The 25,538-nt window shown below is 35.8% G+C and carries 24 protein-coding genes and 1 pseudogene; 9 read left to right on the plus strand and 16 right to left on the minus strand.

From position 1 onward, the window contains the following. The first annotated feature begins 47 nt into the window (after positions 1 to 47). Positions 48 to 872: a glycerophosphodiester phosphodiesterase family protein gene (locus tag FCN74_RS05220; RefSeq protein ID WP_171047115.1), complete on the plus strand. Its 825-nt coding sequence runs from the start codon at positions 48 to 50 to the stop codon at positions 870 to 872. Positions 873 to 876: 4 nt separating this feature from the next. Here FCN74_RS05220 and FCN74_RS05225 read toward each other — a convergent pair whose 3' ends face one another. Further along, positions 877 to 3,510, minus strand: a complete 2,634-nt coding sequence (locus FCN74_RS05225; RefSeq protein ID WP_138931549.1) for an AsmA-like C-terminal region-containing protein — start codon at positions 3,508 to 3,510, stop codon at positions 877 to 879. Positions 3,511 to 3,568: 58 nt separating this feature from the next. Further along, positions 3,569 to 4,307: pseudogene (locus tag FCN74_RS12410) on the minus strand (DUF5995 family protein). A gap of 182 nt (positions 4,308 to 4,489) precedes the next feature. On the opposite strand from FCN74_RS12410, the gene FCN74_RS05235 reads away from it, so the two are divergent. Then, a complete protein-coding gene (locus tag FCN74_RS05235) occupies positions 4,490 to 6,025 on the plus strand; it encodes a cryptochrome/photolyase family protein (RefSeq protein WP_138931551.1) in 1,536 nt (511 codons plus the stop codon). Positions 6,026 to 6,028: 3 nt separating this feature from the next. Here the strand turns inward: FCN74_RS05235 and FCN74_RS05240 are convergent, their stop codons facing one another. From FCN74_RS05240 to FCN74_RS05270, 7 genes are all read right to left on the minus strand, one after another. Continuing rightward, positions 6,029 to 6,436 carry a DUF2452 domain-containing protein gene (locus FCN74_RS05240; protein WP_138931552.1) on the minus strand — a complete coding sequence of 136 codons (408 nt, stop codon included), beginning with the start codon at positions 6,434 to 6,436 and terminating at the stop codon, positions 6,029 to 6,031. Positions 6,437 to 6,529: 93 nt separating this feature from the next. After that, entirely contained in the window at positions 6,530 to 7,837 is a 1,308-nt protein-coding gene (locus FCN74_RS05245; protein ID WP_138931553.1) for a DASH family cryptochrome, read from the minus strand. Further along, positions 7,792 to 7,953, minus strand: a complete 162-nt coding sequence (locus FCN74_RS05250; protein ID WP_138931554.1) for a DUF2256 domain-containing protein — start codon at positions 7,951 to 7,953, stop codon at positions 7,792 to 7,794. Before FCN74_RS05250 ends, FCN74_RS05245 begins: the two co-directional genes overlap by 46 nt. Positions 7,954 to 7,983: 30 nt before the next feature. Next, complete coding sequence (locus FCN74_RS05255; RefSeq protein ID WP_138931555.1) at positions 7,984 to 8,616, minus strand: flavin reductase family protein; 633 nt, start codon at positions 8,614 to 8,616, stop codon at positions 7,984 to 7,986. A gap of 78 nt (positions 8,617 to 8,694) precedes the next feature. Then, positions 8,695 to 9,300, minus strand: a complete 606-nt coding sequence (locus FCN74_RS05260) for a DUF1684 domain-containing protein (RefSeq protein ID WP_138931556.1) — start codon at positions 9,298 to 9,300, stop codon at positions 8,695 to 8,697. A gap of 1 nt (position 9,301) precedes the next feature. Beyond that, entirely contained in the window at positions 9,302 to 10,255 is a 954-nt protein-coding gene (locus FCN74_RS05265; RefSeq protein ID WP_138931557.1) for a transketolase family protein, read from the minus strand. Between the two features lie 11 nt (positions 10,256 to 10,266). Next, positions 10,267 to 11,112 (minus strand): transketolase, encoded by an 846-nt coding sequence (locus FCN74_RS05270; RefSeq protein WP_138931558.1) that lies wholly within the window; start codon positions 11,110 to 11,112, stop codon positions 10,267 to 10,269. A 166-nt stretch (positions 11,113 to 11,278) separates the two neighbouring features. Here FCN74_RS05270 and tgt point away from each other — a divergent pair, with 166 nt between their 5' ends. The 6 genes from tgt (at position 11,279) to FCN74_RS05300 (ending at position 18,165) form a co-directional block, all read left to right on the plus strand. Then, entirely contained in the window at positions 11,279 to 12,409 is a 1,131-nt protein-coding gene (tgt, locus tag FCN74_RS05275; protein ID WP_138931559.1) for a tRNA guanosine(34) transglycosylase Tgt, read from the plus strand. Then, positions 12,409 to 13,485, plus strand: a complete 1,077-nt coding sequence (locus FCN74_RS05280; RefSeq protein ID WP_138931560.1) for an LptF/LptG family permease — start codon at positions 12,409 to 12,411, stop codon at positions 13,483 to 13,485. Before tgt ends, FCN74_RS05280 begins: the two co-directional genes overlap by 1 nt. Before the next feature lie 69 nt (positions 13,486 to 13,554). Next, on the plus strand, positions 13,555 to 14,178 hold the full coding sequence (locus tag FCN74_RS05285; protein ID WP_138931561.1) for a hypothetical protein: 624 nt from the start codon (positions 13,555 to 13,557) through the stop codon (positions 14,176 to 14,178). Between the two features lie 10 nt (positions 14,179 to 14,188). Beyond that, positions 14,189 to 15,145, plus strand: a complete 957-nt coding sequence (locus FCN74_RS05290) for an acetyl-CoA carboxylase carboxyltransferase subunit alpha (RefSeq protein WP_138931562.1) — start codon at positions 14,189 to 14,191, stop codon at positions 15,143 to 15,145. 162 nt (positions 15,146 to 15,307) lie between these two features. Continuing rightward, a complete protein-coding gene (gene dnaB, locus FCN74_RS05295) occupies positions 15,308 to 16,816 on the plus strand; it encodes a replicative DNA helicase (RefSeq protein WP_138931563.1) in 1,509 nt (502 codons plus the stop codon). Between the two features lie 125 nt (positions 16,817 to 16,941). After that, positions 16,942 to 18,165, plus strand: a complete 1,224-nt coding sequence (locus tag FCN74_RS05300; RefSeq protein ID WP_394348025.1) for an asparagine synthetase B — start codon at positions 16,942 to 16,944, stop codon at positions 18,163 to 18,165. Here the strand turns inward: FCN74_RS05300 and lptB are convergent. From lptB to FCN74_RS05325, 5 genes are read right to left on the minus strand one after another with little or no spacing between them, the layout of a single operon-like run. Further along, complete coding sequence (gene lptB / locus FCN74_RS05305; RefSeq protein WP_138931928.1) at positions 18,162 to 18,902, minus strand: LPS export ABC transporter ATP-binding protein; 741 nt, start codon at positions 18,900 to 18,902, stop codon at positions 18,162 to 18,164. The genes FCN74_RS05300 and lptB overlap by 4 nt on opposite strands. Before the next feature lie 17 nt (positions 18,903 to 18,919). Beyond that, positions 18,920 to 19,525: a hypothetical protein gene (locus FCN74_RS05310; protein WP_138931565.1), complete on the minus strand. Its 606-nt coding sequence runs from the start codon at positions 19,523 to 19,525 to the stop codon at positions 18,920 to 18,922. Between the two features lie 3 nt (positions 19,526 to 19,528). Then, the gene (locus FCN74_RS05315; RefSeq protein ID WP_138931566.1) at positions 19,529 to 19,882 is read right to left on the minus strand and encodes a carboxymuconolactone decarboxylase family protein; all 354 of its coding nucleotides are present in this window, start codon (positions 19,880 to 19,882) and stop codon (positions 19,529 to 19,531) included. Further along, positions 19,879 to 20,700, minus strand: coding sequence for a twin-arginine translocase subunit TatC (gene tatC / locus FCN74_RS05320; protein ID WP_138931567.1), 822 nt, complete (start codon positions 20,698 to 20,700; stop codon positions 19,879 to 19,881). The genes FCN74_RS05315 and tatC overlap by 4 nt, the downstream gene beginning before the upstream one ends. Continuing rightward, on the minus strand, positions 20,700 to 21,662 hold the full coding sequence (locus FCN74_RS05325) for a KpsF/GutQ family sugar-phosphate isomerase (RefSeq protein ID WP_138931568.1): 963 nt from the start codon (positions 21,660 to 21,662) through the stop codon (positions 20,700 to 20,702). Before FCN74_RS05325 ends, tatC begins: the two co-directional genes overlap by 1 nt. A 76-nt stretch (positions 21,663 to 21,738) precedes the next feature. Between FCN74_RS05325 and recQ the strand changes: the two genes are divergently transcribed. Then, positions 21,739 to 23,922 carry a DNA helicase RecQ gene (gene recQ, locus FCN74_RS05330; RefSeq protein ID WP_138931569.1) on the plus strand — a complete coding sequence of 728 codons (2,184 nt, stop codon included), beginning with the start codon at positions 21,739 to 21,741 and terminating at the stop codon, positions 23,920 to 23,922. Here the strand turns inward: recQ and FCN74_RS05335 are convergent. Next, positions 23,919 to 24,446, minus strand: coding sequence for an IS1096 element passenger TnpR family protein (locus FCN74_RS05335; protein WP_138931570.1), 528 nt, complete (start codon positions 24,444 to 24,446; stop codon positions 23,919 to 23,921). The two genes, recQ and FCN74_RS05335, sit on opposite strands and share 4 nt — an antisense overlap. Beyond that, the gene (locus tag FCN74_RS05340) at positions 24,443 to 25,477 is read right to left on the minus strand and encodes a COX15/CtaA family protein (protein ID WP_138931571.1); all 1,035 of its coding nucleotides are present in this window, start codon (positions 25,475 to 25,477) and stop codon (positions 24,443 to 24,445) included. The genes FCN74_RS05335 and FCN74_RS05340 overlap by 4 nt, the downstream gene beginning before the upstream one ends. Between the last annotated feature and the right edge of the window lie 61 nt (positions 25,478 to 25,538).

Raw genomic sequence — 25,538 nt, forward strand, 5'->3', positions numbered from 1 at the left:
TGGTGATATTTTCATGTAAAAAACAGAATAACAAAAAATCCATAGCGATGAAATCTTACAAGTTTGACCTGCAAGGCCATCGAGGCGCCAGAGGGATTTTACCGGAAAATAGTCTTCCGGCGTTTCAAAAAGCTGTAGATCTGGGTGTCAATACACTTGAACTCGATGTTGTTATTTCTAAAGATTCATTGGTTGTGGTTTCTCATGAGGCTTATATGAATCCTGAGATATGTCTCGACCCTAACGGGGAAAAAATTAAAGATCAAACAGCATACAACCTCTATAATATGACCTATGAAGAGATCAAAAGCTTTGATTGCGGCAGTCTGGTTCACCCTGATTTTCCAGATCAAACCCTGGCTAAGACCCATAAACCCCTTTTGACTGAGGTTATCAAACTGAGTACTGAACATCTAAGAGATAAAGGCAAAAGGGTAGGTTTGAACATCGAATTAAAGTCTTCACCCAAAACCGATAATGTTTTTCATCCAAGTCCTCAAGTTTTTGTTGACTTGGTTGTAAAATCCATTAAGGAGGAATTGATTCCATTAAATAAAATCACTATTCAAAGCTTTGATAAACGGGTGATTCAATACGTTAAAGACAATTATCCTCAGCTAGCCGTCGCTTACCTAGTCGGGCAGGGTAATTTTTACGATAACCTCCAAAGTCTTGAAAGAACGCCTGACATCTACAGTCCACAATATGAAGTGTTGGACAGCTTAGATATCAAACAAGCTCACGATAGTGGAGTCAAAGTCATTCCTTGGACTGTTAACGATATTTCTGATATGAAAACCTTACTTGAAATGGGAGTTGATGGATTAATAACCGATTATCCTAACAAGGCTAAAGTTTTGCACAAATCTTGAGGTTTTAATTGTCATTTTCTTTCTTCTTTTTCTTTCCACCAAGTAAACCGCCAAGTACATTTTTAACCGTTTCTTCGACCTTGTCATCTTCTGTAGAAGTCGAATCAGAAGCTTTATCATTTTTTGAATTGCCACCAAGTAAATTTGTGAGTTCTTCTCCGGCTTTTCCAATAAGCTCATCTTTTTGCTGTTCAATAATTTGATTGGTTAAATTACTGACTGCAGATTGCATATCAACTTTTATAGTAGGCTGTTTTAAATTTCCACTGATTCCAATAGGGAGATCCACTTTCATATTTTTTACTTTGGTAATACTCAGTTTAGCCAATTGACTGCCTATCTCATTACCAAAATATTTTGCCGGTAGATTTAGATTGACAGTGTAATCCATAACATTATTTAAACTGTGGCTGCCTTGGAGATTAACATCTATATCTTCTATTTTAAATTTTACGGGCTTAACATTTACAGCACCATTATTAAATTTAAATGTGGTTGCCACATCATTGAGCTTCAATTTGTTAAAGTCGATAACATTCAACTGACTATTAAGTGAATTGGTAAGTGGCATTTTAGAAGGTTCGACTCTGGCTTGAATAATATTAGCCAGTCCAGAACCCTTTAGGCTTGTTAGAATAGGAGAGAGCCCTTCAGTCATGTCACCGGAAAAATCAAATTCAGTAGTAAATTTTCCGACGAGTGATTTAAGAATTGGAGTAAATCCTTTGAGTAATCCTACATCTTGCATTGAAGACGCAATATCAATATTTTGCAATTGAAGACTCATACCAAATGTTGGGGTTTCTGTCTTTGTACTGACATTGCCATCAACCAAAACTTTCCCACCAAATAAGTCGGCTTGAATTTTGTTAAGACTTGCTTTTTGGTCTTTGATACTCAATTGACCTGTGGCATTTTTTAAATTATAGTTCTCATAAACCACTTCTTTGGCTGTAAAATCTAGACTCAAATCTAATTGACTTGGAATTTTTATGGCTTCCTCAGTTGATACCTGACTTGTGCTTTCTTCACTAGATTCAGAACCAGTAGGTTTTGATGATTCTTCTGCAGATGTTGTCATGAAATCATTGACTCTAAACCTGTTAGAATTGGCTTTAAAACTACCTTTCAAATCTTCATCAGAAAACATATAACCGATTAAATTATTGAGTTTTCCTTGTGCTTGAATATCAGTTTGTCCAGTTGTCATATTAAAATTTGATAACTCTGCATCACCGCGGTTAAATTTGACTAGTGCGGTCTTAATTTCAAATGGATTTGCCAATTCTTCGGAGGCGTATTTGAAATCAGTTAATTGTAATTGACCTTTACTTTTAATATTTTGATATTGTTCATTTTCAATACTATTCCTATCAAAATGGGTTTCAAAATCAGCATTTAACACTCCATTTAAACCTAGTTTAGTTTCTACTGGATAGGCTTGGCTTAGATTATTAAGATTAATGACACCTTCAGCAACAATATCGGCTTTCATGTTTTTGGTGAGATTTTTAAAATGTGCAGAACCAGAAAATCTATCTTGATCTATACTAAAATCTATGGTATTAATGTCGATTGTGGTGTCTTCCACAAGTCCGGACTCATTCAATAGTTTGAGATCTAGATTGATATTACCGACCTTTTTGGGTAAGTCTTTATATTGAAATTCAGCATTTTGACTGTTTAAAACAATGTTGATTTTAGGTATATGCTTATCGTCAATCACCCCATGGAGTCGTCCATCAAGATTAAACTCGCCTTGAGTGGAAACGCCATCAAAATTTCCGGCATATTCTTCGGGCACTAAAGCCAAAAGATTTTTAAAGTCAGAATTTGGAGTGGTAAAGTTAATGTCCAGTTCTTGACTGCTGTCATTGATTTGGACATAACCATCAAAGGCTAAAGGCAATTGATTGATGAGTGCCTTATTGTCTTTAAAGCTAAAACGCATTTGGTCTAGATCCATCGCCAAATCAGCATCTAAGACAATATTGTTTTGACTGAGGTAAGCCGTGCTGTCATAAACAAAAGACACTTTAGCATCGGTATGGGTTTTTAAAACAAATACATTTTTAGAAAAATCGCCTTGACCAGTATGGTTAAAATGCTCTAAAGTTAACTTCATAGCCTCGGCATCTTGGTATATAATTTTAGAATTTGAAATTTGATAAGCACTTAATTCTAAATTTAAAGCGTCTTCAGTTGAAGAATTGTTTGAAGGTTCATCTTGAGCAGTATCAGACGCCTTTTGAATATCGTAATTAGCAATGCCATCTCTGTTTGCTATAATATTCACCACAGCATTATCCATAAATATACCATCCACTTTGAGATTTTTTGTGTCAAAAATCTCAAACAATCCCATTTTTAATTCAAATTCCTTTGCATAAAACAAGGTATCGCCTTCAAAAGGTTTATTATTGATAATGGAAAGATTTTCTAAGCCTACTTTGGCGTTTGGGAAGTTTGATAACAAACTTAAGTTTAGACTAGACCATTCCACTTGAGCATTCACATTTTTGTTGACTGTTTTTTTGATGCTCTTTTCAATTTGGTCTTGGAATAAAAAAGGAGCTACGGCTAAAAGTAATACCAAAACCAATAAAACAATACCGGTGATTTTTAAAGCTTTTTTCATAAGTGTGACTTATATTACAAATATCGAGCTTAGAATTTTAAATTTTATTTATATAGTGTTAATATAATTTGACTGACATTTTTTCTTCAAAGGCTCCAATTACTTTCAAAATTAGTTTCAATATCCATGAGTTGGGATAACTAATAAGTTGACTTAACTTTAGGGCAAAACCATCCATGTTTTGAATCGTTTTGTTACGTTCGCTTACCTCTTGAGACCAAATCGTTTTAGCGCCATGCCAGGCGTAAGATCTCGCTTTTTGCAGGCTAAAATCAACTATTTTTTCGTCCGAGCGTTGACCAAGGATATCGAGTAAAAAGAATAGTGGAGAAACTCGGCTTATTCGCTATTGTAGTTCATCTGTAATTTGACGCAGGATAGCATTTACCTTATCAAAATCATTTTTCAGGTCCATTATATTTTGGCCTTCAATGGTTGCTGCTGTCGCTATGGCCAGATCTAGATTGATGTGCGCATTCATTCCCATTAAAATATGCTGAATTATGGTCAATGGGTTTTTCTGCTTGCTCAAAGGCAAAAGCCCAAGATTTACTTACAGGTTTGTTGACTTTATAGTTTTTGTATGCATTGATGTAAAGCATGGCAAAAGCAACATCAAAGGCTTCCATGCGTTTATTGTCTTCAAAATGTCCTAAGGCTATTTCTTTGGCAATTTCCGCGGTTGTTCGTCTGTAGACGTAAGCAAACACACCTAATCTGTGATTTGTAGCTTCACATTCAGCTATGATTTGGTCTAATTCGTCTAATATATCATTTATTGTTTCAGCAGAAGACATAACAATTCGTTATCTATTCAAACATAATTAAATTTTGATTAGATTCCATTTTTCAAAAAACTCCATTGCTTTTTTTTTGTAAAAAATCAAACCCGAGTCTAAAATTATTCTAAATATTAACTAAAATTATTCAGGATAGATATACTCTAAATGATAAAAGTTATTTTAGAAAAAAACAATTAATGAAAACTTTGCGATTTATCCTAGGCGACCAACTCAATTACCAACATTCCTGGTATGACCAAACCGATGATAATACCATTTACTTTATGGCCGAAACTCTAGAGGAAACAGGCTATGTCAATCACCATATTCAGAAAATCATTGGGTTTTTTATGGGCATGCGTTCTTTGGCCGAGCATCTTGAAAATGAAGGACATCAAGTCATATACTATAAGATTGATGATGACCAAAACCAACAAAACCTAGAGGATAATCTCAAACACATCATATCCAAGCATAGCATAGAAAAATTTGAATATCAATATCCTGATGAATACCGTTTAGATCAAAAATTAAAAGCGTTTTGTGAAGTGCTGAGCATTGAAAGCCAGGCCTATGATACCGAACATTTTTATACGAGTAGAGAAGAGGTCGCTGAATTTTTTGAAGGTAAAAAAACCATGATTATGGAATACTTTTACCGCGACATGAGAAAGAAGCATGCGATATTGATGGAAAACGACAAACAACCTGAGGGCGGCGATTGGAATTTTGACAAATCCAACCGAAAAGTCTGGAAAGGTGAGCCTGAGATTCCCGAAGCCAAATTATTTGCCCATGACGTTAATGATGTTTATGAAAGTATTAGGACTAAAGACATCAAATATATAGGTAGAATTGACCCCGAGCATTTTGAATGGCCCATCAATAGAAAAGAATGTTTAGAAGTCTTAGACTATTTTTGCAAGTATTTACTTTTACATTTCGGCGATTATGAAGATGCCATGCATACCGATCAAAAAATGTTGTTCCATTCTCGTCTTTCCTTTGCTATGAATACCAAAATGCTGTCTCCAAAAGAGGTCATCAATTCTGCTGTAGAAACCTATTACGATAGAAAAGACGAAATCGATATTTCCGAAATTGAAGGTTTTGTGAGGCAAATCTTGGGTTGGCGCGAATATATGCGCGGCATTTACTGGGATAAAATGCCCGAATATGAATCTTTAAATAAATTGGATAATACTAATAAGCTCCCAGATTTTTATTGGACTGGCGAAACCAAAATGAATTGTATGAGTCACGCCATCAATCAAAGTCTTGACCACGCTTATGCACATCATATTCAGCGATTGATGGTTACCGGAAATTTTGCACTACTCAACATGACTGACCCTGATGAAGTGGATGATTGGTATCTCGGCATTTACATGGATGCCATACAATGGGCAGAACTTACCAATACCAGAGGAATGAGTCAATTTGCTGATGCTGGCATCGTAGCGACCAAGCCCTATGTGTCCAGTGGGAGTTACATCAATAAAATGAGTAATTATTGTAAATCCTGCCATTATAAAGTCTCCAAAAAAGAAGGTGAAGATGCTTGCCCGTTTAATAATCTATATTGGAATTTTCTTCATAAAAAACGAGAGTATTTCAAGAATAATAACAGAATGAATATGATGATGAGTGTGCTCAATAAAATGAATAAAGAGACTTTAGAAAATCATATCAGTAGGGCAGAAGATATTATTGCAAATCCGGATAAGTACTAGAGCTTAATCTTCATCAACCCGTAACCAGATTTTATCGTCATTGAGTTTAAAGCTTCCTTTAAATTTGAAAGAACATTCGTCGGGTGAAATGATGGATAAAAAACTCTGATCATTGTCTTTTAAATACAAATGATAGACCTGCCCTACGATCGGTTCAAAACTAAATTCAGCATTGTATATCAATTTGTTATATTCATATTGTTGCATCAAATCATCGTAGGCAGACTTTAATTTGTCGTATTCAGTCTTAATCTGATGATTAGCTTTATGAATATTAGTATTTTTCCAGCCAGTTAAATCTTCAGAAGTAATTTTAGGTGCAGACGCATTGGTGGCATAAGGCAATAAACCAGCTTCATACTTATCTTCTTCTTCATTATAAACAACTTGATCTGGCTTTTTTTCAGACATAATTTCAGATTTTAATCAAATTTAAAAGAAATTAAATACACCAACTTAAAATGCTTAAAGTTTTAACCTGTTTTTAGGCATCTGATTATCTCACTAAAACAACTGATCCTGTAACCAGGTTCTTCTGTATTTCCCATTGCTGTCGTAGCGTTTGGCTTGTAATTGGGTATTAAATTTGCGGTCTCTTGGATCATTGCCAACCCCGGAATTATACATCCAATTTCCCCAATTGCTATGCACATCATAATCAACTAACATAGCTTCAAAATAAGCCGCACCTATTCGCCAATCTTGTTTTAGGGTTTTAGACCAATAGCTTGCAACATTTTGTCTGCCGCGATTACTCATAAACCCGGTTCGCTTTAACTCTATCATGTTTGCATTTACAAAATTATCCTTTGTTTTTCCAGCAGTCCAGTCTTTAAATGCTGCTTTATTGCGATGCCAATCGTAGTCTTTTTTAAGGATTCCTCCAATTTTGAAAATAGCATTGCCGTGTTTTAGGGACACATATTTGAAATAGTCTCTCCAAATCAATTCAAAAATCAACCAGTAGGTATCCTGATTTTTTTTGATTTCTTTTTCAAATTTTTTAACTTCACTGTAAATCCGTCTAGGAGAAATGCAGCCATGTGCCAGCCATGCAGAAAATTTTGAACTGTAATCTTTTCCTAATAATCCATTTCGGGTCTTTTTATAATATTTAAGCTTTTCAGTTTCCCAAAAATAATAATTCATTCGTTCAAAAGCTGCCGTCTCGCCACCTTTAAAAGGAAATGCTGTTCGTGAATCTCTTTCAAACGGTTCAAGCCCTAAATATGCTAAATCAGGGACTTTATCATCAAATTTAATATAATTTTCATCTGATTGTGGCTCTGTTTTTGGTAGAACCGATCGCACTTCAGACAACTTTTGACATTTTTTCCTGAAATGGGTAAACACCTGAGAAATTTCGTCATAATTATCAAAAGGACTGTCTTCCGGGTGGTAAAGGAATTGACCAAGATTGCTTTTAAACGTGATGTCTGATTGCTTAGCTTTAAGCTCATTTTCAACATCTACTTCTTCTGAAGTCCATTCTTTTTGGAAAAATACATTTTGAATCGAATACGATTCTGATAACTGTTGAACCGCTTCGGCAGGTGATTGCATCGATATCTTAAGTCCAATATTTAGTGAATGAAGCTGAGCCTTGAGGTCCTTCACAGATTCAATAATAAACTGTGCTCTAAACGATTCCGTTTTTTTTAGATCGTAAAAATATTTTTCGTATAGGCGTGGTTCAAAACAATAGAGACCAATTACAGGTAACTCCGACTTAAGGCTTTCGAGGAGTGTTGGATTATCATCAATTCTTAAATCGTTTCTAAACCAGATGATGTTGACTTGTTTCTTCTGCATTTTTTGCTACAATATTTTACGTTATCCCAATTTTTCTCCCATTTTTTTCGCCATTTGAATGGTCTTCCGCACACCGGACAGATCTTTTCTGGTAAATGGGGTTTACGATGTGCCATATTTATAATTCGTTTGACTGAACTCTATTATTATTTAGTTTTTAAAACCTGATCGGGTTGAGCGTATTCATACCTATGGAGTAAATCAATCTTAACATAAGCATCGCTTCCTAAAATACCTGCCGTATCAGTTTGTGTGAGGTCCAGAAATCCATCTTTAGACTGAATTTGTTTTTGATAGAATACATCGGTGACTTCACCAATGATCAGTCGGCAGCCATTTTCTTCTATAACATACTCATTTTTATACCGACACGCAATTTTAAGCGGAGCCGACTTCACGAACGGCGCTTTACAATCGCTTAAGAATTCTTCTTCTAAACCTACAGCTTCAAATTCTGAAATATTATGATTGTATTTTGCAGAGGTTTGATGGGCTTTGTCAATGAAATGCGTTTGAACTTGATTTATAGTAAATGCTGAGGTCTCTTTAATATTATTAAAGGTATGTCTCTCAACTGTAGTCGGTCGCAATAAAAAGCCCAATAAAGCTGGGTTACTCCCGAGGTGAACTACAGAGCTGAAAATGGCAAGATTGGTATTCCCTCGGGCTGATACACTTCCAATCAAGTTGGCTGATTTTACGCCGGTAATCGAATTGATAAATTGTGCTCTGAATCTGCTTGGCAGGCTTTGGATGTCATCAGATGTCAAATGTCTCATGTCACAAATCTAATGAGAACATCCTTTGACGTCTGTTAATAATTCTGCAAACTTTAAACGAGTTTTAAAACCTAAACCTTACAGGTTACTCGATTTGATACCGGCTTTGACTTGAGTCTCAAGATGATTCTCTTCGGGTGGAATAGCGCAGGAGTAATTTTTACTGTACGCACAGTAAGGATTGTAAGCTTTATTAAAATCAATTACAATGGTATCGCCCTTGGGAATCTTGAGATCGATGTATCGCCCGACGTCATAAGTTTCCTGTCCGTTTGTAAGGTCGGTAAAGGGTAAAAACAAATAATCAATATACTTCGGTTCCGAAGGGGGTTTGGTACTTTGGTAAACAGTGAGTTGATGGGGTTTGCCATTGAGTTCAAAGTTTACTATGGCGTATTCTTTGTACTTAGAGAGTCGTCTGGTGCTGGTCTTCATCATGGTAAAAATCGGGTACTCAATTACCTTAAAGTCAGCTAAGACCTTGTAATCCGGATCGATATCAAAAAAGTCATGAGACTGAAAGCGTTTAAGATCCTTTTTGGATAAGGGTGATTCTTCGGGGCTCTTATAAAATGCATTAAGTTCCTCCTGAAAAGATTTTATCTCATCCGTATATTCCATTTCCTGACTCATCACCGAAGTGGTCATGATGATGCACAACATTAAGGATTTAAGCCACTTCATATTATTTACGTTTAAGGACTTTTTTAGATTTCTCTACAATAGCTTTAGCATTCAGCCCGTATTTTTCCATCAACTGTGCAGGAGTTCCGCTTTCGCCAAAAGTATCCTGAGTCGCCACAAATTCCTGAGGTGTAGGATGATGTTGAGCCAAAACTCGCGAAACACTTTCTCCTAGACCACCGAGATAGTTGTGTTCTTCAGCAGTGACAATGCACCCTGTTTGCTTTACAGAGGATAAAATGGCTTTGTCATCTAATGGTTTTATGGTATGAATATTAATAACCTCAGCAGCAATACCTTGTTCATGTAAGGTTTTTGCCGCTTCTAAGGCTTCCCATACCAAATGACCTGTGGCCACAATGGTTACATCAGTGCCTTCTTGAAGCTTTACGGCTTTTCCAATTTCAAAAGATTGATCTTTTGGTGTAAAATTTGCCACTTTTGGACGCCCAAACCTCAAATAAACCGGGCCATCATGGTCAGCAATAGCAATAGTAGCTGCTTTGGTTTGGTTAAAGTCACAGGTATTTATAACGGTCATACCCGGTAACATTTTCATCAAACCGAGGTCTTCCAGAATCTGATGGGTTGCGCCATCTTCACCTAGAGTTAAGCCCGCATGAGAAGCACAAATTTTGACATTTTTTCCGGAATACGCAATACTTTGACGGATCTGATCGTACACCCGACCTGTAGAAAAATTGGCAAACGTCCCCGTAAATGGGATTTTACCGCCTATGGTTAACCCAGCAGCAATACCCATCATATTGGCTTCGGCAATGCCGACTTGAAAAAAGCGATCCGGATGTTTGTCTTTAAAGGCATTCATTTTTAAAGAACCCGTTAAATCAGCACAAAGTGCAACGACATTAGGATTGCTATCGCCAAGTATTTCTAAACCAGCACCAAAACCAGAGCGTGTATCAATATTTCCTGTATTTGTATATGTTTTCATCACTATTCTTTTTAATAATCTCCTAAAGTTTCAGGATTTTGTTTTAATCCGATTTCCAATTGCTCATCATTTGGCGCTTTACCGTGCCATGCGTGTGTATGCATCATAAAGTCAACACCGTTGCCCATGATGGTTTTGAGCAAAATTACAACTGGTTTAGATTGTCCGGTTTTAGATTTAGCTTCAGCTAAAACATTTCGCACTGCATCGATATCATTGCCGTTTTCTTCTTCAATCACGTCCCAGCCAAAGGCTTCAAATTTAGCTTTTAAGTCGCCCATGGGCAAAACATCGTCGGTTGATCCATCGATTTGCTGACCATTATAATCTACAGTAGCAATGATGTTGTCAATTTTGTTGGCTGCTGCAAACATGATGGCTTCCCAGTTTTGTCCTTCTTGCAACTCACCATCACCATGTAAAGAATACACCAAATGCTTATCGCCGTTAAGTTTTTTACTCAAAGCCGAGCCAAGTGCAACGGAAAGTCCTTGTCCTAAAGAACCTGAAGCTGTCCTTACACCCGGTAAACCTTCATGGGTTGTCGGATGGCCTTGCAATCGGGAATTGATATGCCTGAAGGTTTTTAATTCTTCCACTGGAAAGTATCCACATCGGGATAAAACGCTGTAATAAACTGGTGAAATATGACCATTGGATAAAAAAAAGAGATCTTCGTCTTTGCCATCCATATCAAAATGGTCTTTGGCTCGAAGAACTTCTTTAAAAAGCACTGAAAAAAACTCTGTACACCCTAATGATCCACCGGGGTGACCAGAATTTACTTTATGAACTTGCCTTAAAATGTCACGTCGGACTTGAGTGACGAACTCTTGAAGGTTTGATGATGTAGTCATCTTGTATCGTTTTGTGCAAAAATAAACTAATAATTGCGCAACGAAAACGTTTTTATGGGCAGTTATTAACGAACTTATCAATATTCTTTTTTAGGTTTAATGAAATGGTAAAATTCTTTAAAATGCCATGGATATCAGTATATTTGTCGCGATTTAAACTTTCTTCATGACATTCAACATTCATTCAACGGATGACAATTCAAAAGCACGTACAGGGGTAATCACAACCGACCATGGGGAAATTAAAACCCCGATTTTTATGCCGGTTGGAACTATTGCAACGGTAAAATCTGTCCATCAAAGAGAGTTGTTGAATGATATTAAGGCGGACATTATCTTAGGTAATACTTATCATCTATATCTTAGGCCTGAGACTGATATTCTGCAAAAGGCTGGTGGACTTCATCAGTTTATGAATTGGTCTAAGAACATCTTGACCGATAGCGGTGGTTATCAAGTCTATTCATTGTCTGAACGCCGAAAAATTTCAGAAGATGGTGTCAAATTCAAATCTCATATTGATGGCTCTATGCATTGGTTCTCACCTGAAAATGTGATGGATACTCAGCGCTTGATTGGTGCTGACATTATGATGGCTTTTGACGAATGTACGCCTTATCCGTGTGATTACAACTACGCCAAACGTTCGATGCACATGACCCACCGGTGGTTAGAAAGGTGCATTACACGGTTTAACGCAACCGACGATTTGTATGGTCACCAGCAACACCTATTTCCTATTGTACAAGGTAGTACCTATAAAGATTTGCGTAAAGAATCTGCACAATATATTGCTGATAAGGATTTGCCGGGTAATGCCATTGGTGGTCTTTCGGTGGGTGAACCCAACGACGAAATGTACGAAATGACCGATGTTGTCACAGATGTTTTACCCAAAGACAAACCGCGTTATCTCATGGGCGTGGGTACACCAATTGACCTGCTGGAAAACATTGCTTTAGGTATTGATATGTTTGATTGTGTCATGCCCACACGAAATGCTAGAAATGGCATGATTTTTACAAGTCAAGGCAGCATTAACATCAAAAATTTAAAGTGGAAAACCGATTTTAGTCCTTTGGATAGCGACGGTACCACCTGGGTAGATCATGATTACAGTCGGGCTTATGTTCGACATTTGTTTACGGTCAACGAATTACTCGCTAAACAAATTTGTAGTATTCATAATTTAGGCTTTTATTTGAAATTAGTAAGGCAAGCAGCACAACATATACAAGATGGTGATTTTATGAGTTGGAAAACAATGATGGTTAATCAAATGCAAAACAGATTGTAGTGAAAATATTAGATTGGTACATCTTAAAACGCTATTTGATCAGCTTTCTCATTATGTTGATCATGTTCGTCCCTATTGGGATCATTATCAATCTGTCTGAAAAAATCGACAACCTCACGGAAAATAAAGTCCCGTTAGACGAAATTTTATACTTCTATTTCAATTTTGTTATACATTTTGCCAATCTTCTTTTTCCCATACTCTTATTCTTATCGGTCATTTGGTTTACGTCCAAGTTAGCAAATAACTCTGAAATCATAGCGTTTTTGAGTTCCGGCGTGTCGTTTATGCGGTTTTTAAGACCTTATTTTATTGGCGCTACAGTGGTTTTTTTTATTGCGTTGAGTTTTAGTATGTATATTTACCCAAATTCAAGTGAAGATTATAACTCTTTCTATTACAAATATTTAAAAAACAACAAGTCAGTTAGGGATACCAAAGATATTTATAGACAAATCAATGATAACGAATACATTTACGCTTCAAGCTATAGTCCAAGAAATCAGACCGCTTATAATTTTACACTTGAGCATTTTGAAGGTGAACGCATGACCTTTAAAATCACATCCAACCAGATAAAGTTTAATCCGGATTCGCTGAATTATACACTAAAACCCTACATTAAAAGAACCATCACAGAACGCGAAGATATTATCACAAAAAAGTCTGCACACGATACTATTTTACCGTTTGAACTCGACGAACTGACGCCAACTATTTATGCTGCGGAGAGTAAAAATTATTTTGAATTGCTCGATTTCATTGAAGAAGAAAAGCGACGCGGATCGCCTTACATCAATTTATATATGATCGATTTGTATAAACGCTGGAGCGTTCCTGTTTCGACTTTTATTCTCACCATTATAGCTGTGGCTGTTTCCTCGTTTAAAAAGCGCGGTGGAATGGGCATTAACCTGGCCATAGGAATTGTAATTGCTTTCTCTTATGTATTTTTAGATAAAGTCTTTGGAACGGTAGCCGAAAAATCAGATTTCTCACCATTTATAGCAGTTTGGTTATCTAATTTTATTTTTGGAATTTTGGCAATATTCCTTTTACAAAAAGCCAAGCGATAGTTTTTCCGGTTTGTACATTATAATTTCAAAACTTGTCTTTATATTTGTTATTGGATAACCCGTTTAGTAATGGACAAATTTAATCCACATAAAGATAAGATTGCAGTTGTCGTCAAGTCATTTAAGCTCAAGCGCAAATCTGAATTTTTTTTAGATCGCTTTAGTGAACCCTATATTGTTTCGATGGCAATTGACGAACAAGGCGCTTACGATACTTCAATTGATTTTAATATTTTACCATTTCCAAATGTCAGAAAAAATGAAACTGTGAGTTTTGACGGTCAAGGACATTTGATATATGGTCCAAATAACCCCGGACAGTTCTTGGCTTATTCGATTTTATTTATGGAAAGCGATAAAGATGTAAGAGATTTTGGAAAAATCATGGAAAATATATTAAAATCTGAAGCCGTTAATTTAGGAGCTAAAGCGCTTTTAAAAGCTGCTCCAACATACTCGACAGCTATCAATTTACTTCAAAACCTTACAGATTTGATAGCAAAACAGCTTCAGAAAAATAAAGACGACGAACTTTTTCGAAGAAATGGTACACTTCTAAGGGATGTCAAACCACCCTACGACATATTAAGAAGTTATGATAGTGAAAATGATTTTATTAAGACTAAAACCTCTATTATACCGCTAAATGTTTCCAATAAAATGGGTAAACAAACTAAAGCTATAAAACTTTAAAAAAACAAACATGGAATACTTAGAATTTGAACTTCCTATAAAAGAACTCCAAGAAAAATACGAGCAAGCTTGTGTAATAGGAGAAGAAAGTGAAGTTGATGTTTCAGATACTTGCAAACAAATAGAAAAGAAACTCAGAGAAACGAAAAAGGACATTTATAAAAACCTCAATGCCTGGCAAAGGGTTCAACTTTCTAGGCATCCTAATCGTCCATATACTTTAGATTATATCAATAATATATGTAAAGACTCATTTTTAGAATTACATGGAGATCGCAATTTTGGCGATGATAAAGCGATGATTGGCGGTCTAGGTAAAATAAAAGACCAAAGTTTTATGTTTATTGGTCAGCAAAAAGGCTTTAATACCAAAACCAGACAATACCGAAATTTTGGCATGGCCAATCCCGAAGGGTACAGAAAAGCACTGCGCTTGATGAAAAAAGCAGAGAAATTTAATATTCCTGTTGTCTGTTTTGTTGATACTCCAGGAGCATTTCCTGGTCTAGAAGCCGAAGAACGTGGTCAAGGTGAGGCTATTGCGCGCAATATTTATGAGATGACTCAACTTGAAGTTCCCATTATTGTTGTGATTATTGGTGAAGGAGCCAGTGGTGGAGCATTGGGAATCGGTGTCGGAGATCGCGTACTTATGCTGGAAAACACCTGGTATTCGGTAATTTCACCTGAATCCTGCTCGTCTATCTTATGGCGAAGCTGGGAACACAAAGAGACGGCAGCTGAAGCACTAAAGTTAACAGCAGACGACATGAAGTCCTTAAAATTGATTGATAAAATTGTCAACGAACCCATTGGTGGTGCACATAGTGACAAGGACAAAACCTATAAAATCGTCAGCAAAGCAATTCTGGAAACTTTTGAAGAACTTAAAAACTTATCACCAGAAGAATTAGTCGAAAAACGTATTGAAAAGTATGTCGGCATGGGTGAATTAAAAGAACGCTAATCTTTAAATCTTCACACCCAATTATTTAAGTTTTTTTATTTTTAATTAATCAAGTTATCAACACATTGATACTACTTATCAACAGCTTTTTGTTAATGATATGTTGATGAGGGAATTTGTTCCAATGTGGATTTGTCTTAACAATTTGTTTACATTCGCTGTATGGAAAATCAAAAGTCGTTTAGCAATAAAAATACAAAAAAAGGAAATGTTATCAGTTTGCAAAAAGGCAAAATACCGCCTCAAGCTGTTGATTTAGAAGAGGTTGTGTTAGGTGCTATGTTGATTGACAAAAAAGGTGTAGATGAAGTCATCGATATTTTAAAACCTGAAGCATTTTACAAAGAAAGCCATCAACACATTTTTTCAGCGATTAAAACCCTGTTTGAAGAAGGTCAACCTATAGACTTATTAACAGTTTCCAGTCATTTAAAAAAAGAAAAAAAACTCGAATCCATCGGAGGCGATTTTTATCTCATTCAATTAACTCAAAAAGTCTCTTCCTCAGCACATATTGAGTACCATTCTCGTATTGTTCTTCAGAAGTTTATTCAACGCAGTTTAATTCAGATTTCTAGTGAAATTATAGAGGAGGCCTACGACGAATCTACCGATGTCTTTGATTTGCTGGATAACGCCGAATCTAAACTCTATGAAGTGACTCAAGGTAATATCAACAAATCCTCTGAAACTGCACAAAGTTTGGTAATTCAAGCCAAAAAGCGTATTGAAGAAATTGCAAACCAAAAAGGCTTGAGTGGAATTCCATCCGGCTTTGACGAACTCGATGAATTGACTTCAGGCTGGCAACCCAGTGACTTGATTATTGTGGCAGCTCGACCCGGTATGGGTAAAACAGCACTGACACTCTCTATGGCCAGAAACATCACAGTAGAACGTGACATTCCTGTTGCTTTTTTCTCGTTGGAAATGTCTGCTGTTCAATTAATTACACGTTTAATTTCGTCTGAAACCCAGTTGTCTTCCGAAAAATTAAGAACCGGAAAACTTGAAAAATACGAATGGGAGCAACTCAATGTAAAAGTAAAGGCATTAGAAAAAGCCCCACTTTATATTGATGATACACCATCACTTTCCATTTTTGATTTACGAGCTAAAGCTAGACGATTATCATCTCAACATGGTATCCAGCTCATTGTTGTGGATTACCTTCAATTAATGACCAGTGGTGCAAGTAATAAATCAGGCAATCGTGAACAGGAGATTTCTACCATTTCTAGAAACTTAAAAGCTTTAGCCAAAGAATTAAATATTCCGGTTATTGCCCTATCACAGCTGTCTCGTGCGGTAGAAACCCGTGGAGGTACTAAAAGACCTTTGCTGAGTGATTTGAGAGAATCCGGTGCTATTGAGCAAGATGCCGATATAGTTTCATTTATCTACCGACCGGAATATTATGGCATTGATGAATGGGATGATGAAGCTGCTACACCAACCAAAAATGAAGCTGAATTTATAGTGGCCAAGCACAGAAACGGTGGCTTAGATAATATTAAGCTCAAATTTATCGGTCAATTTGGTCGATTTGAGAACATCAATATGGAAACCATTACAGAAGTTAACTCTAAGATAAATGACGATGATTTGCCTAATTTTCCACCAACTTCGGGTTTTGACGATTCTTCTCCAGACAATGATATGCCGTATTAAATCTTAAATTATAATCTAACTTTTATTAATATATTAAGACGCAAGGTTTATTATTCCTTTATTTTTGTTATATAATTGGATTTATGACGCTGCAAAAAATAGGATTAATCTCGATATTCATTTTGATGAGCTTTAGTGTAAAAGCTTCATTTGTTGTTATTCCTATGGATGTTGATTCTCAAAATGACCATCTTAAAGCCTATGGTATCACCTATTGGGTGCTAAGCAATGGACAAAAAGTTCAATGGCTACTTAACTATCGTGGCGGTGCATTCATGATTCCGGATTCTGAACTTTTAAGACAAGAGTGTACAATTCGCGGTGTGACTTATGAGATTATCAGTAACGCTGAAGCAGAAACCATATTGTCAAATATCGACAGCCCAAGTCAAAACCAAGAATCTGTTCTTCTTGAAAAGGCGCCAAAAATTGCTGTTTACACACCAAGTGGAAAAAAACCTTGGGATGACGCTGTGACTTTAGTATTAACCTATGCTGAAATTCCTTATGAAACCGTTTACGATAAGTCTGTTTTAAACGATGAGTTATTGCTGTATGATTGGTTGCATCTTCATCACGAAGATTTTACCGGACAATACGGCAAATTTTATAGAGCTTATCGTGCTGCACCATGGTATATTCAAGAAAAAAAAGAAGCTGAAGATTTAGCAAATTCTTTAGGTTATGATAAAGTTTCACAAGAAAAATTAGCTGTAGCTAAAAAAATAAGAGATTACGTCATAGGTGGCGGTTTCATGTTTGCCATGTGCAGTGCAACAGATAGTTTTGATATTGCCCTATCAGCTGAAGGCGTAGATATTTGTGAATCTATGTTTGATGGTGACCCGAGTGAACCGGGTTACCAAAACAAAATTGATTTCAATAAAACTTTTGCCTTTGAAGATTTTATCCTCGAAAAAAGTCCACTTGTGTATGAATTTTCTAGTATAGATATGACGCGTAAACGTCGTGTTCCTAAAGAAAAAGATTATTTTACGCTTATGGATTTTTCAGCCAAATGGGATCCCATTCCAACCATGCTTTGTCAAAACCATACGGCTATCGTAAAAGGGTTTATGGGACAGACCACTTCATTTGATGCGTCTCATGTAAAGTCTAATGTTTTAGTATTAGGTGAAACAAAATTAAATGGCGAAGCTAAATATATTCACGGCATAAAGGGCAAAGGTTTTTTCACATTTTACGGAGGTCACGATCCTGAAGATTATCAGCATCGTGTAGGCGATCCTAAAACAGAATTAGAACTGCATCCTAACTCACCTGGATACCGATTGATTTTAAATAATATCTTATTTCCTGCAGCAGAAAAGAAAAAACACAAAACTTAATCAAATAACTTTTTCTTTCTCAATTCAAAATTTTGACCTAAGTATACTTTTCTGACCATTTCATCTTCTGCCAGTTCAGTTGGGATACCGTGTTTTAAAATACCACCTTGAAACATCAAATACGTTCTATCGGTAATGGCTAGGGTTTCTTGAACATTATGGTCTGTGATTAAAATTCCTATATTACGATGTTTCAGTTGGGCGACAATCTTTTGAATATCCTCTACAGCAACAGGGTCAACACCGGCAAAGGGTTCGTCGAGTAATATGAATTTTGGATCTGTGGCAAGAGCTCGTGCTATTTCGGTTCGACGTCTTTCACCACCAGAGAGTAAATCACCGCGATTTTTTCTAATATGAGTCAAGCCAAATTCCTCCAAAAGCTGTTCGGTTTTTTCAGTGCGTTGTTTTTTGTTAAGACTTGTTAACTCCAGTACGCTTTTAATGTTGTCTTCCACACTTAGTTTTCTAAATACAGAAGCTTCTTGTGCTAAATAGCCGATGCCATTTTGAGCTCTTTTGTACATCGGAAATTTTGTGATGTTTTGACCTTCTAAAAATATTTGTCCTTTGTTAGGTTTTATAATACCAACAATCATATAAAATGTTGTTGTCTTTCCAGCACCATTGGGTCCAAGTAATCCTACAATTTCCCCTTGATTGACTTCTAAAGATACTTCTTTTACTACACGTTTACCACCATAGCTTTTAACGAGTTTTTCTGCTCTGAGTTTAATTTGGTTGACTTCTGACATTAATTTAAGATTTTATCTCTCTTGACAAATATAAATAATTCAATAACAGCAATTAAGATCATCATATAAGCTATTAACTCTACACTTTCTTCAGAGGCGCGCTCGACACTGTAAAGATAATTCTGCCCCATAATATTATCCCAATTAGAGGGTTTGCCATAAATACGGGTAAATACGTGTAAGTTGGCTAGGGAAATAAGAAAAATTCCAAATCCCGCAGTATGACTTAGAGATTTAATTTGATTAGAAAATGATTTTAAATTTTTAATTAAAATGTAAAACATGACAATAGCTAATACGACAACGTATGGAAACCAACCTATATTAAAGATATGAGTATCGAACCAGGCATCTAATTCTCTAATGAGGTGTAAGCCTATAAACAAACTCATCACTGCCATAAAGGTTTTGTACTGTGCCGTATAAGCTAAAGATATAAATCCTAAAATAATGGTAATCAGTAAGATGCTTTGTTGTGCAAGTTCTATAGCATTCGACTCGTTGGCTTGACCAATTAAAAAATCAGCTTCAATTGGAATGGTACACAAATAGAAAAGGACAGCATATATAGCTAGCCGAATTATAGGTTTGATGATTGCTTTCATATTTTAGTTATTATATTTTTCTTCGATGGCTTCCCAAAACTCATGCGCTCTTCTTAAATGAGGTATAACAATAGTACCACCAACAAGAGTGCCAATACTTAAAGCTTCCATAACTTGGCTTCTTGACCAACCTGACTTATAAGAAGACTCTAAATGATATTTGACGCAGTCATCACACCTCAAAACCAATGAAGCCACTAAGCCCAACAATTCTTTTGTTTTTTTATCTAGGCTTCCTTCAGCAAAAGAATTGGTATCTAAATTAAAAATACGTTTGATGACTTTGTTATTTTCTTTTATGAGTTTATCATTCATTTTAGCCCTATAGGCTTCAAATTCGTCAACTTTATCTATCATTTTAATTGTGTTTTACGTTGTTTTTTATATATAATTTTGGTAATCATTATACTAATTTCATACAATACCACCACAGGAATTGAGACAATAAATTGGCTGGCAATATCAGGCGGTGTAATGATTGCTGAAAGGATTAAAATCAATACTAAAGCGTATTTTCTATTCACTTTTAAAAATTCTGGGGTAACCAAACCCCATTTGGCCAGAAAGTAAATGATTACTGGCAATTCAAACATTACTCCCGAGGCTAAAGCTGAAGTTTTGACCAAACCGATATAACTTTCTAAATCAAAGTCGTTAAAAACTTCTGAACTGACTTGATAACTTCCCAAAAATCTAATGGATAACGGTGATATAATGTAATACCCAAATAATACGCCTAAAAAGAATAAAAAGGAGGTGATGAAAATGAACCACTTAGCACTGCGCTTTTCCCCAGAATATAAGCCGGGTGAAACAAAACACCACACTTGGTATATAATATACGGAAATGCAACTATAAAACCTGCAGTAACTGATGTCCACATATGAGCGCTAAATTGAGCTGCAACTTTTCGGCTTTGAATTCTAAAGGGCAATTCTTCAAAACAAAAACTTTGATCTAAACCTAAGACTTTAGATAAATTACACAAGATTTCGTAGGTAGGAAATGTAGAGTGTTTAGGCCCTAATAAAATGACATCAAAAATAAAACCTTTAAACATAAAAGCGATTATAGCACAAACCACAACAGCAATTAATGCTCTGATAATATGCCATCTCAAGTCTTCAAGATGGTCTAAAAAAGACATTTCATTTTTGTGTACTGTTTTTGCCATTAAATAATGCCTTCTCTAATTAAATTATGCAAATGAACGATGCCCTTATATTTGCCATCTTCTTCAGCAATAATTTGAGTGATACTATTGTTTTCAAGTATCTCAAGAGCATCTACAGCCATAGCTTTATTGTTAATGGTTTTAGGATGCTCTGTCATGATATCTTTAGCTTTCAAACCTTTAATATCATCATGACTTGTCAGCATTCGCCTTAAATCCCCATCAGTTATAATACCGATAATTTTTTCATTTTCTATGACAGGGGTTACGCCAAGCATATTTTTAGAAATTTCGATAATGACTTCTTTCATTAAATTTTCTGGATGAACTTGAGGTTTTAAATTCTGCTTTGTAATATCACTAACTCTAAGGTATAAAGCTTTACCTAAAGCACCTCCGGGATGGTATTTTGCAAAATCTTTTTTAGAAAACCCCTTCATTTTAAGTAAAGTAACTGCAAGGGCATCACCCATAACCAATTGAGCTGTAGTACTTGTCGTAGGTGCGAGGTTGTTGGGGCAAGCTTCTTTTTTTACAGGAGTGAGCAAGGTAAAGTCTGAGTGTTCTGCTAAATAAGATTTCTGGTTTCCCGTCAATGCTATTAATTTGTTTTCAAAATTTTTAATTAAAGGCACTAAAACTTTGATTTCTGGCGTGTTGCCGCTTTTAGAAATACAAATAACAATATCATCTTTAAGTATTGTGCCTAAATCACCGTGTATAGCGTCTGCGGCATGCATAAAAACAGCTGGCGTACCTGTAGAATTCATGGTAGCTACAATTTTTTGTGCAATGATGGCACTTTTGCCAATACCAGTAATCACTACACGGCCTTTAGATTTTAAAATCAACTTTACAACCGCCTCAAAATCTTCATTAATATATTGGTTTAAATGATTTACGGCTTCTGCCTGCATTTGTATGCTATCCTTTGCGAATTTTTTGATTTGTGAATGGTTCATAAATTTTTAATTGACTTGCAGACTTTAAAATATTGCTTATATTTAGGTTTGCAAATGTACGTAAAACAAAAATAAATTGAAGTCAATCGAACTACAACAGCATCTTAAAAAAATATTTGGCTTTTCAGAATTTAAAGGTCTTCAAGAAGATGTCATCAAAAGCATCCTAAACAATCAAAACACATTTGTCATTATGCCAACAGGCGGTGGTAAATCATTATGTTACCAGCTTCCGGCGTTAATATCTGAAGGAACAGCTATCGTCATTTCTCCTTTGATTGCTCTGATGAAAAATCAAGTTGATACGCTGAGAAATCTCTCTGACAACTACAGTGTTGCTCACGTGTTGAATTCCTCTTTGAATAAAACACAAATTAGGCAGGTCAAACAGGATATTTCTGACGGCCATACTAAATTATTATACGTTGCCCCGGAGTCACTTACCAAAGACGAATATGTCGACTTTTTAAAAACACAAAATATTTCCTTTTTAGCAATAGATGAGGCACATTGTATTTCAGAATGGGGTCATGACTTCAGGCCGGAATACCGAAACATAAAAAAAATACTCAACCGCATTGGTGACGATATTGCTATAATAGGTTTAACAGCCACTGCTACACCAAAAGTACAAGAGGACATCCTTAAAAATTTGAGAATGCCAAATGCTAATGTCTTTAAAGCTTCGTTTAACCGACCAAACCTATATTATGAGATAAGACATAAAACAGCTAATGTTGATAGTGACATTATAAAATTTGTAAAGCAAAATGAAGGAAAAAGTGGGATAATATACTGTCTTAGTCGAAAAAGAGTGTCGCAGCTTGCTCAAACCTTACAGGTCAATGGTGTAAAGGCTGTTCCATATCACGCTGGTTTAGATGCCAAAACTCGTTCTAAACACCAGGATATGTTTTTGATGGAAGAAATTGATGTTGTTGTGGCGACCATTGCATTCGGTATGGGAATAGATAAACCTGATGTACGTTTTGTCATCCACAACGATATTCCAAAAAGTATAGAAAGTTATTATCAAGAAACTGGGCGCGCTGGTCGTGATGGTGGAGAAGGTCACTGCTTGGCTTACTATAGTTACAAAGACATTGAAAAGCTGGAGAAATTTATGAGTAATAAACCTTTAGCAGAGCAAGAAATAGGATATGCATTACTACAAGATGTTGTAGCCTTTGCAGAATCTCCTGTCTCGCGACGAAAATTTATCCTACATTATTTTGGCGAAGAATTTGACAACGAAACAGGAGAAGGTGGCGACATGGATGATAATGTAAGGTATCCTAAAAAAACAGTTGAAGCCAAAGACGATGTTGCGTTATTAATAAAAACCGTTAAGCAAACTGAACAGCTTTATAAAATGAAAGAGCTGGTCAATATTTTGGTGGGCGTTCCAAACGCTATTATTAAATCCCATAAAACGGACCAATCTGATATTTTTGGTCAAGGCAAATCAAAAACTAAAGAATTTTGGAAAGCTTTAATCAGACAAGTTTTGGTAAATGACTACTTGCACAAAGAAATAGAATCATACGGTGTTATTAAATTAACAGATAAAGGCGAAGCCTTCTTAAAACAACCAGAGTCTTTTATGATGGCTGAAGATCACGATTACTCCGATGAAAAATCGACAGCCAACATCAGCAAAACTGGAGCGAGTGACCCAAAATTGCTCAAAATGCTTAAAGATTTAAGAAAAAAAGTTGCCAGACAAAAGGAAGTTCCGCCATTTGTGATTTTTCAAGATCCATCTTTAGAAGACATGGCTTTAAAATATCCCGTAAATATGGATGAGATGAGCTACATACATGGTGTGGGAGAAAGTAAAGCTAGAAAGTTTGGGAAAAAATTTATCGACCTTATCAACCGATATGTCGAAGATAATGATATAGTAAGACCGGACGATTTAGTTGTAAAATCTACTGGAGCTAATAGTGCTAATAAGTTGTATATTATTCAAAATGTCGACAGGAAATTGCCCTTAGACGACATTGCGAGCTCTAAAGGGATGGAGATGGAAGAGCTGATTAAGGAAATGGAAGCTATTGTTTACAGTGGTACAAAACTTAATATCTCGTATTGGGTGGATGAGATACTAGACGAAGACCAACAAGAGGATATTCACGAATACTTTCTTGAAGCAAAAGCAGATAGCATAGATGAAGCCCTGGAAGAGTTTGACGGGGACTATGAAGATGAAGAGTTGAGACTTTACCGAATCAAATTTATAAGTGAAGTGGCAAATTAATTCATCCGCTCATCAAAATCTAGATCTTCAAAATCATCTAAATCTAAACCGTCATTATCCAATTCTTCGCTAAATTCATCACTAAACTGGTCAAATAAATCAGCTTCAAACTTTTTTTCAGGCGGATTTTCAGGCAATTGTCCTTGTGCAAAGAGCAAGTCAGGATAGTTTCGGCTAGATTCTGGTTCTGTAATATCAGCCAACTCAACATAAAATGTCCACATGTTTAAAAAATCATACACATAGATGAGTTTGGTTTGTTTTTCAGATAAAATATCTTCTAGATGAGTTTCACTCATCATTTTCAATTTAGACTGCCCATCACTCATATCTTCAAGTGCAATTTCTTCACCTTGGTTCCATTGTTCATCTGACTTGTAAAAGGAAGCAATTTCTTGCCCTTCAAAGCCAAAGGCTTGTAGGATTGCAAAATGCAAATCTTCAAAAGTATCGGTTTTTCTTATGGCAACATCTCTAAATACGTCATCAAGGACATCTAGAGTGACTCTGAATTTATATATCATACGGACTGTATTTTCTTAGATCGAGTTGTGATATTGACGAATATATAAAATTGTAAACTAAACATCAAGGCAGCTATGATTAAATGTAGTGGTTGAGTAAGGAATGGAAAATCAAAATAATACATAACAGTACCGGTTAATATTTCAATACCGATTACAGCTAATAATCCATTGGTCAATTGGTCCAGTTGATAGCCAAACTTCCTGTTGATGTACCAAATTATAGCGTTTGTCACCAAAACCAAAATCGAAAAAGAACGGTGAACGTAGAATTTGACGTTTGGCTGTTCTAACCAAAGTTGCTTTTGGTCATACCCTATTGATTTAATCACTTCATCCACAAACTGGCGTACCTGAGTTCCTAACCCAATTTGAACCAAAGATAAAATTAAGCTCAACCCAACCAGATATTTAAATCCTTTTGAAATTACGACTTGCTCATTTTCATTGTCGGATTTGGAAATTTTAACGATATAAAGAAGTAAGGCTACAAGGATCAATGCCACAACCATATGTATGGTAATTCTAGCTGGTAATAAATTTGAATACACTACCGTCGCACCAAGCCAAGCTTGAAACAACAATAAAATTAAGGTGATAAAAGACCAAAATATAAGCCTAGGTTTTGATTTTCGATGCAAAAATGAGCTCACAAACATGAGTAAAACAAAAATCCCAGATAATGCCCCTAAAAGACGGTTGATATATTCTATCCAAGTATGCCAAACATTAAAAGTAGCATAATCGTGTTTTTCATAATTACTCCATTGGCTTTCATTAAACACTTTATTTGAAGTAAATGCCTGATTGGCAACTTTTAAGCTTTTATCAACAATAATAACTTGACCTTTAAAATAGTCATGTTCAGGTTTCCATTCAAGTTCTTGGCGTTCCGTTGGTGGGATAAGATAACCAAAACATTTTGGCCAATCAGGACATCCCATACCGCTCCCAGTCATTCTTACAACAGCACCTGCGATGATGACAAGATAAATGGTAATCAGTGAAATTTTTGCAAATTTTCTAAACATAGTTGCAAAGATAAACTAACCTGCAAGCCTGTAGATATTTATTGCTGGTATTCAATAAAAA

The sequence above is a fragment of the Mesohalobacter halotolerans genome (assembly GCF_006120725.1).
GTDB classification, from domain to species: domain Bacteria; phylum Bacteroidota; class Bacteroidia; order Flavobacteriales; family Flavobacteriaceae; genus Psychroflexus; species Psychroflexus halotolerans.

What these genes read in the sequence shown, in the direction of transcription:
- FCN74_RS05220 (WP_171047115.1), top strand. Translation starts at nt 48, where the DNA reads ATGAAATCTTACAAGTTTGACCTGCAAGGCCATCGAGGCGCCAGAGGG.
- FCN74_RS05225 (WP_138931549.1), bottom strand. Translation starts at nt 3,510, where the DNA reads ATGAAAAAAGCTTTAAAAATCACCGGTATTGTTTTATTGGTTTTGGTA.
- FCN74_RS05235 (WP_138931551.1), top strand. Translation starts at nt 4,490, where the DNA reads ATGAAAACTTTGCGATTTATCCTAGGCGACCAACTCAATTACCAACAT.
- FCN74_RS05240 (WP_138931552.1), bottom strand. Translation starts at nt 6,436, where the DNA reads ATGTCTGAAAAAAAGCCAGATCAAGTTGTTTATAATGAAGAAGAAGAT.
- FCN74_RS05245 (WP_138931553.1), bottom strand. Translation starts at nt 7,837, where the DNA reads ATGCAGAAGAAACAAGTCAACATCATCTGGTTTAGAAACGATTTAAGA.
- FCN74_RS05250 (WP_138931554.1), bottom strand. Translation starts at nt 7,953, where the DNA reads ATGGCACATCGTAAACCCCATTTACCAGAAAAGATCTGTCCGGTGTGC.
- FCN74_RS05255 (WP_138931555.1), bottom strand. Translation starts at nt 8,616, where the DNA reads ATGAGACATTTGACATCTGATGACATCCAAAGCCTGCCAAGCAGATTC.
- FCN74_RS05260 (WP_138931556.1), bottom strand. Translation starts at nt 9,300, where the DNA reads ATGAAGTGGCTTAAATCCTTAATGTTGTGCATCATCATGACCACTTCG.
- FCN74_RS05265 (WP_138931557.1), bottom strand. Translation starts at nt 10,255, where the DNA reads ATGAAAACATATACAAATACAGGAAATATTGATACACGCTCTGGTTTT.
- FCN74_RS05270 (WP_138931558.1), bottom strand. Translation starts at nt 11,112, where the DNA reads ATGACTACATCATCAAACCTTCAAGAGTTCGTCACTCAAGTCCGACGT.
- tgt (WP_138931559.1), top strand. Translation starts at nt 11,279, where the DNA reads ATGACATTCAACATTCATTCAACGGATGACAATTCAAAAGCACGTACA.
- FCN74_RS05285 (WP_138931561.1), top strand. Translation starts at nt 13,555, where the DNA reads ATGGACAAATTTAATCCACATAAAGATAAGATTGCAGTTGTCGTCAAG.
- FCN74_RS05290 (WP_138931562.1), top strand. Translation starts at nt 14,189, where the DNA reads ATGGAATACTTAGAATTTGAACTTCCTATAAAAGAACTCCAAGAAAAA.
- dnaB (WP_138931563.1), top strand. Translation starts at nt 15,308, where the DNA reads ATGGAAAATCAAAAGTCGTTTAGCAATAAAAATACAAAAAAAGGAAAT.
- FCN74_RS05300 (WP_394348025.1), top strand. Translation starts at nt 16,942, where the DNA reads ATGAGCTTTAGTGTAAAAGCTTCATTTGTTGTTATTCCTATGGATGTT.
- FCN74_RS05310 (WP_138931565.1), bottom strand. Translation starts at nt 19,525, where the DNA reads ATGAAAGCAATCATCAAACCTATAATTCGGCTAGCTATATATGCTGTC.
- FCN74_RS05315 (WP_138931566.1), bottom strand. Translation starts at nt 19,882, where the DNA reads ATGATAGATAAAGTTGACGAATTTGAAGCCTATAGGGCTAAAATGAAT.
- tatC (WP_138931567.1), bottom strand. Translation starts at nt 20,700, where the DNA reads ATGGCAAAAACAGTACACAAAAATGAAATGTCTTTTTTAGACCATCTT.
- FCN74_RS05325 (WP_138931568.1), bottom strand. Translation starts at nt 21,662, where the DNA reads ATGAACCATTCACAAATCAAAAAATTCGCAAAGGATAGCATACAAATG.
- FCN74_RS05335 (WP_138931570.1), bottom strand. Translation starts at nt 24,446, where the DNA reads ATGATATATAAATTCAGAGTCACTCTAGATGTCCTTGATGACGTATTT.
- FCN74_RS05340 (WP_138931571.1), bottom strand. Translation starts at nt 25,477, where the DNA reads ATGTTTAGAAAATTTGCAAAAATTTCACTGATTACCATTTATCTTGTC.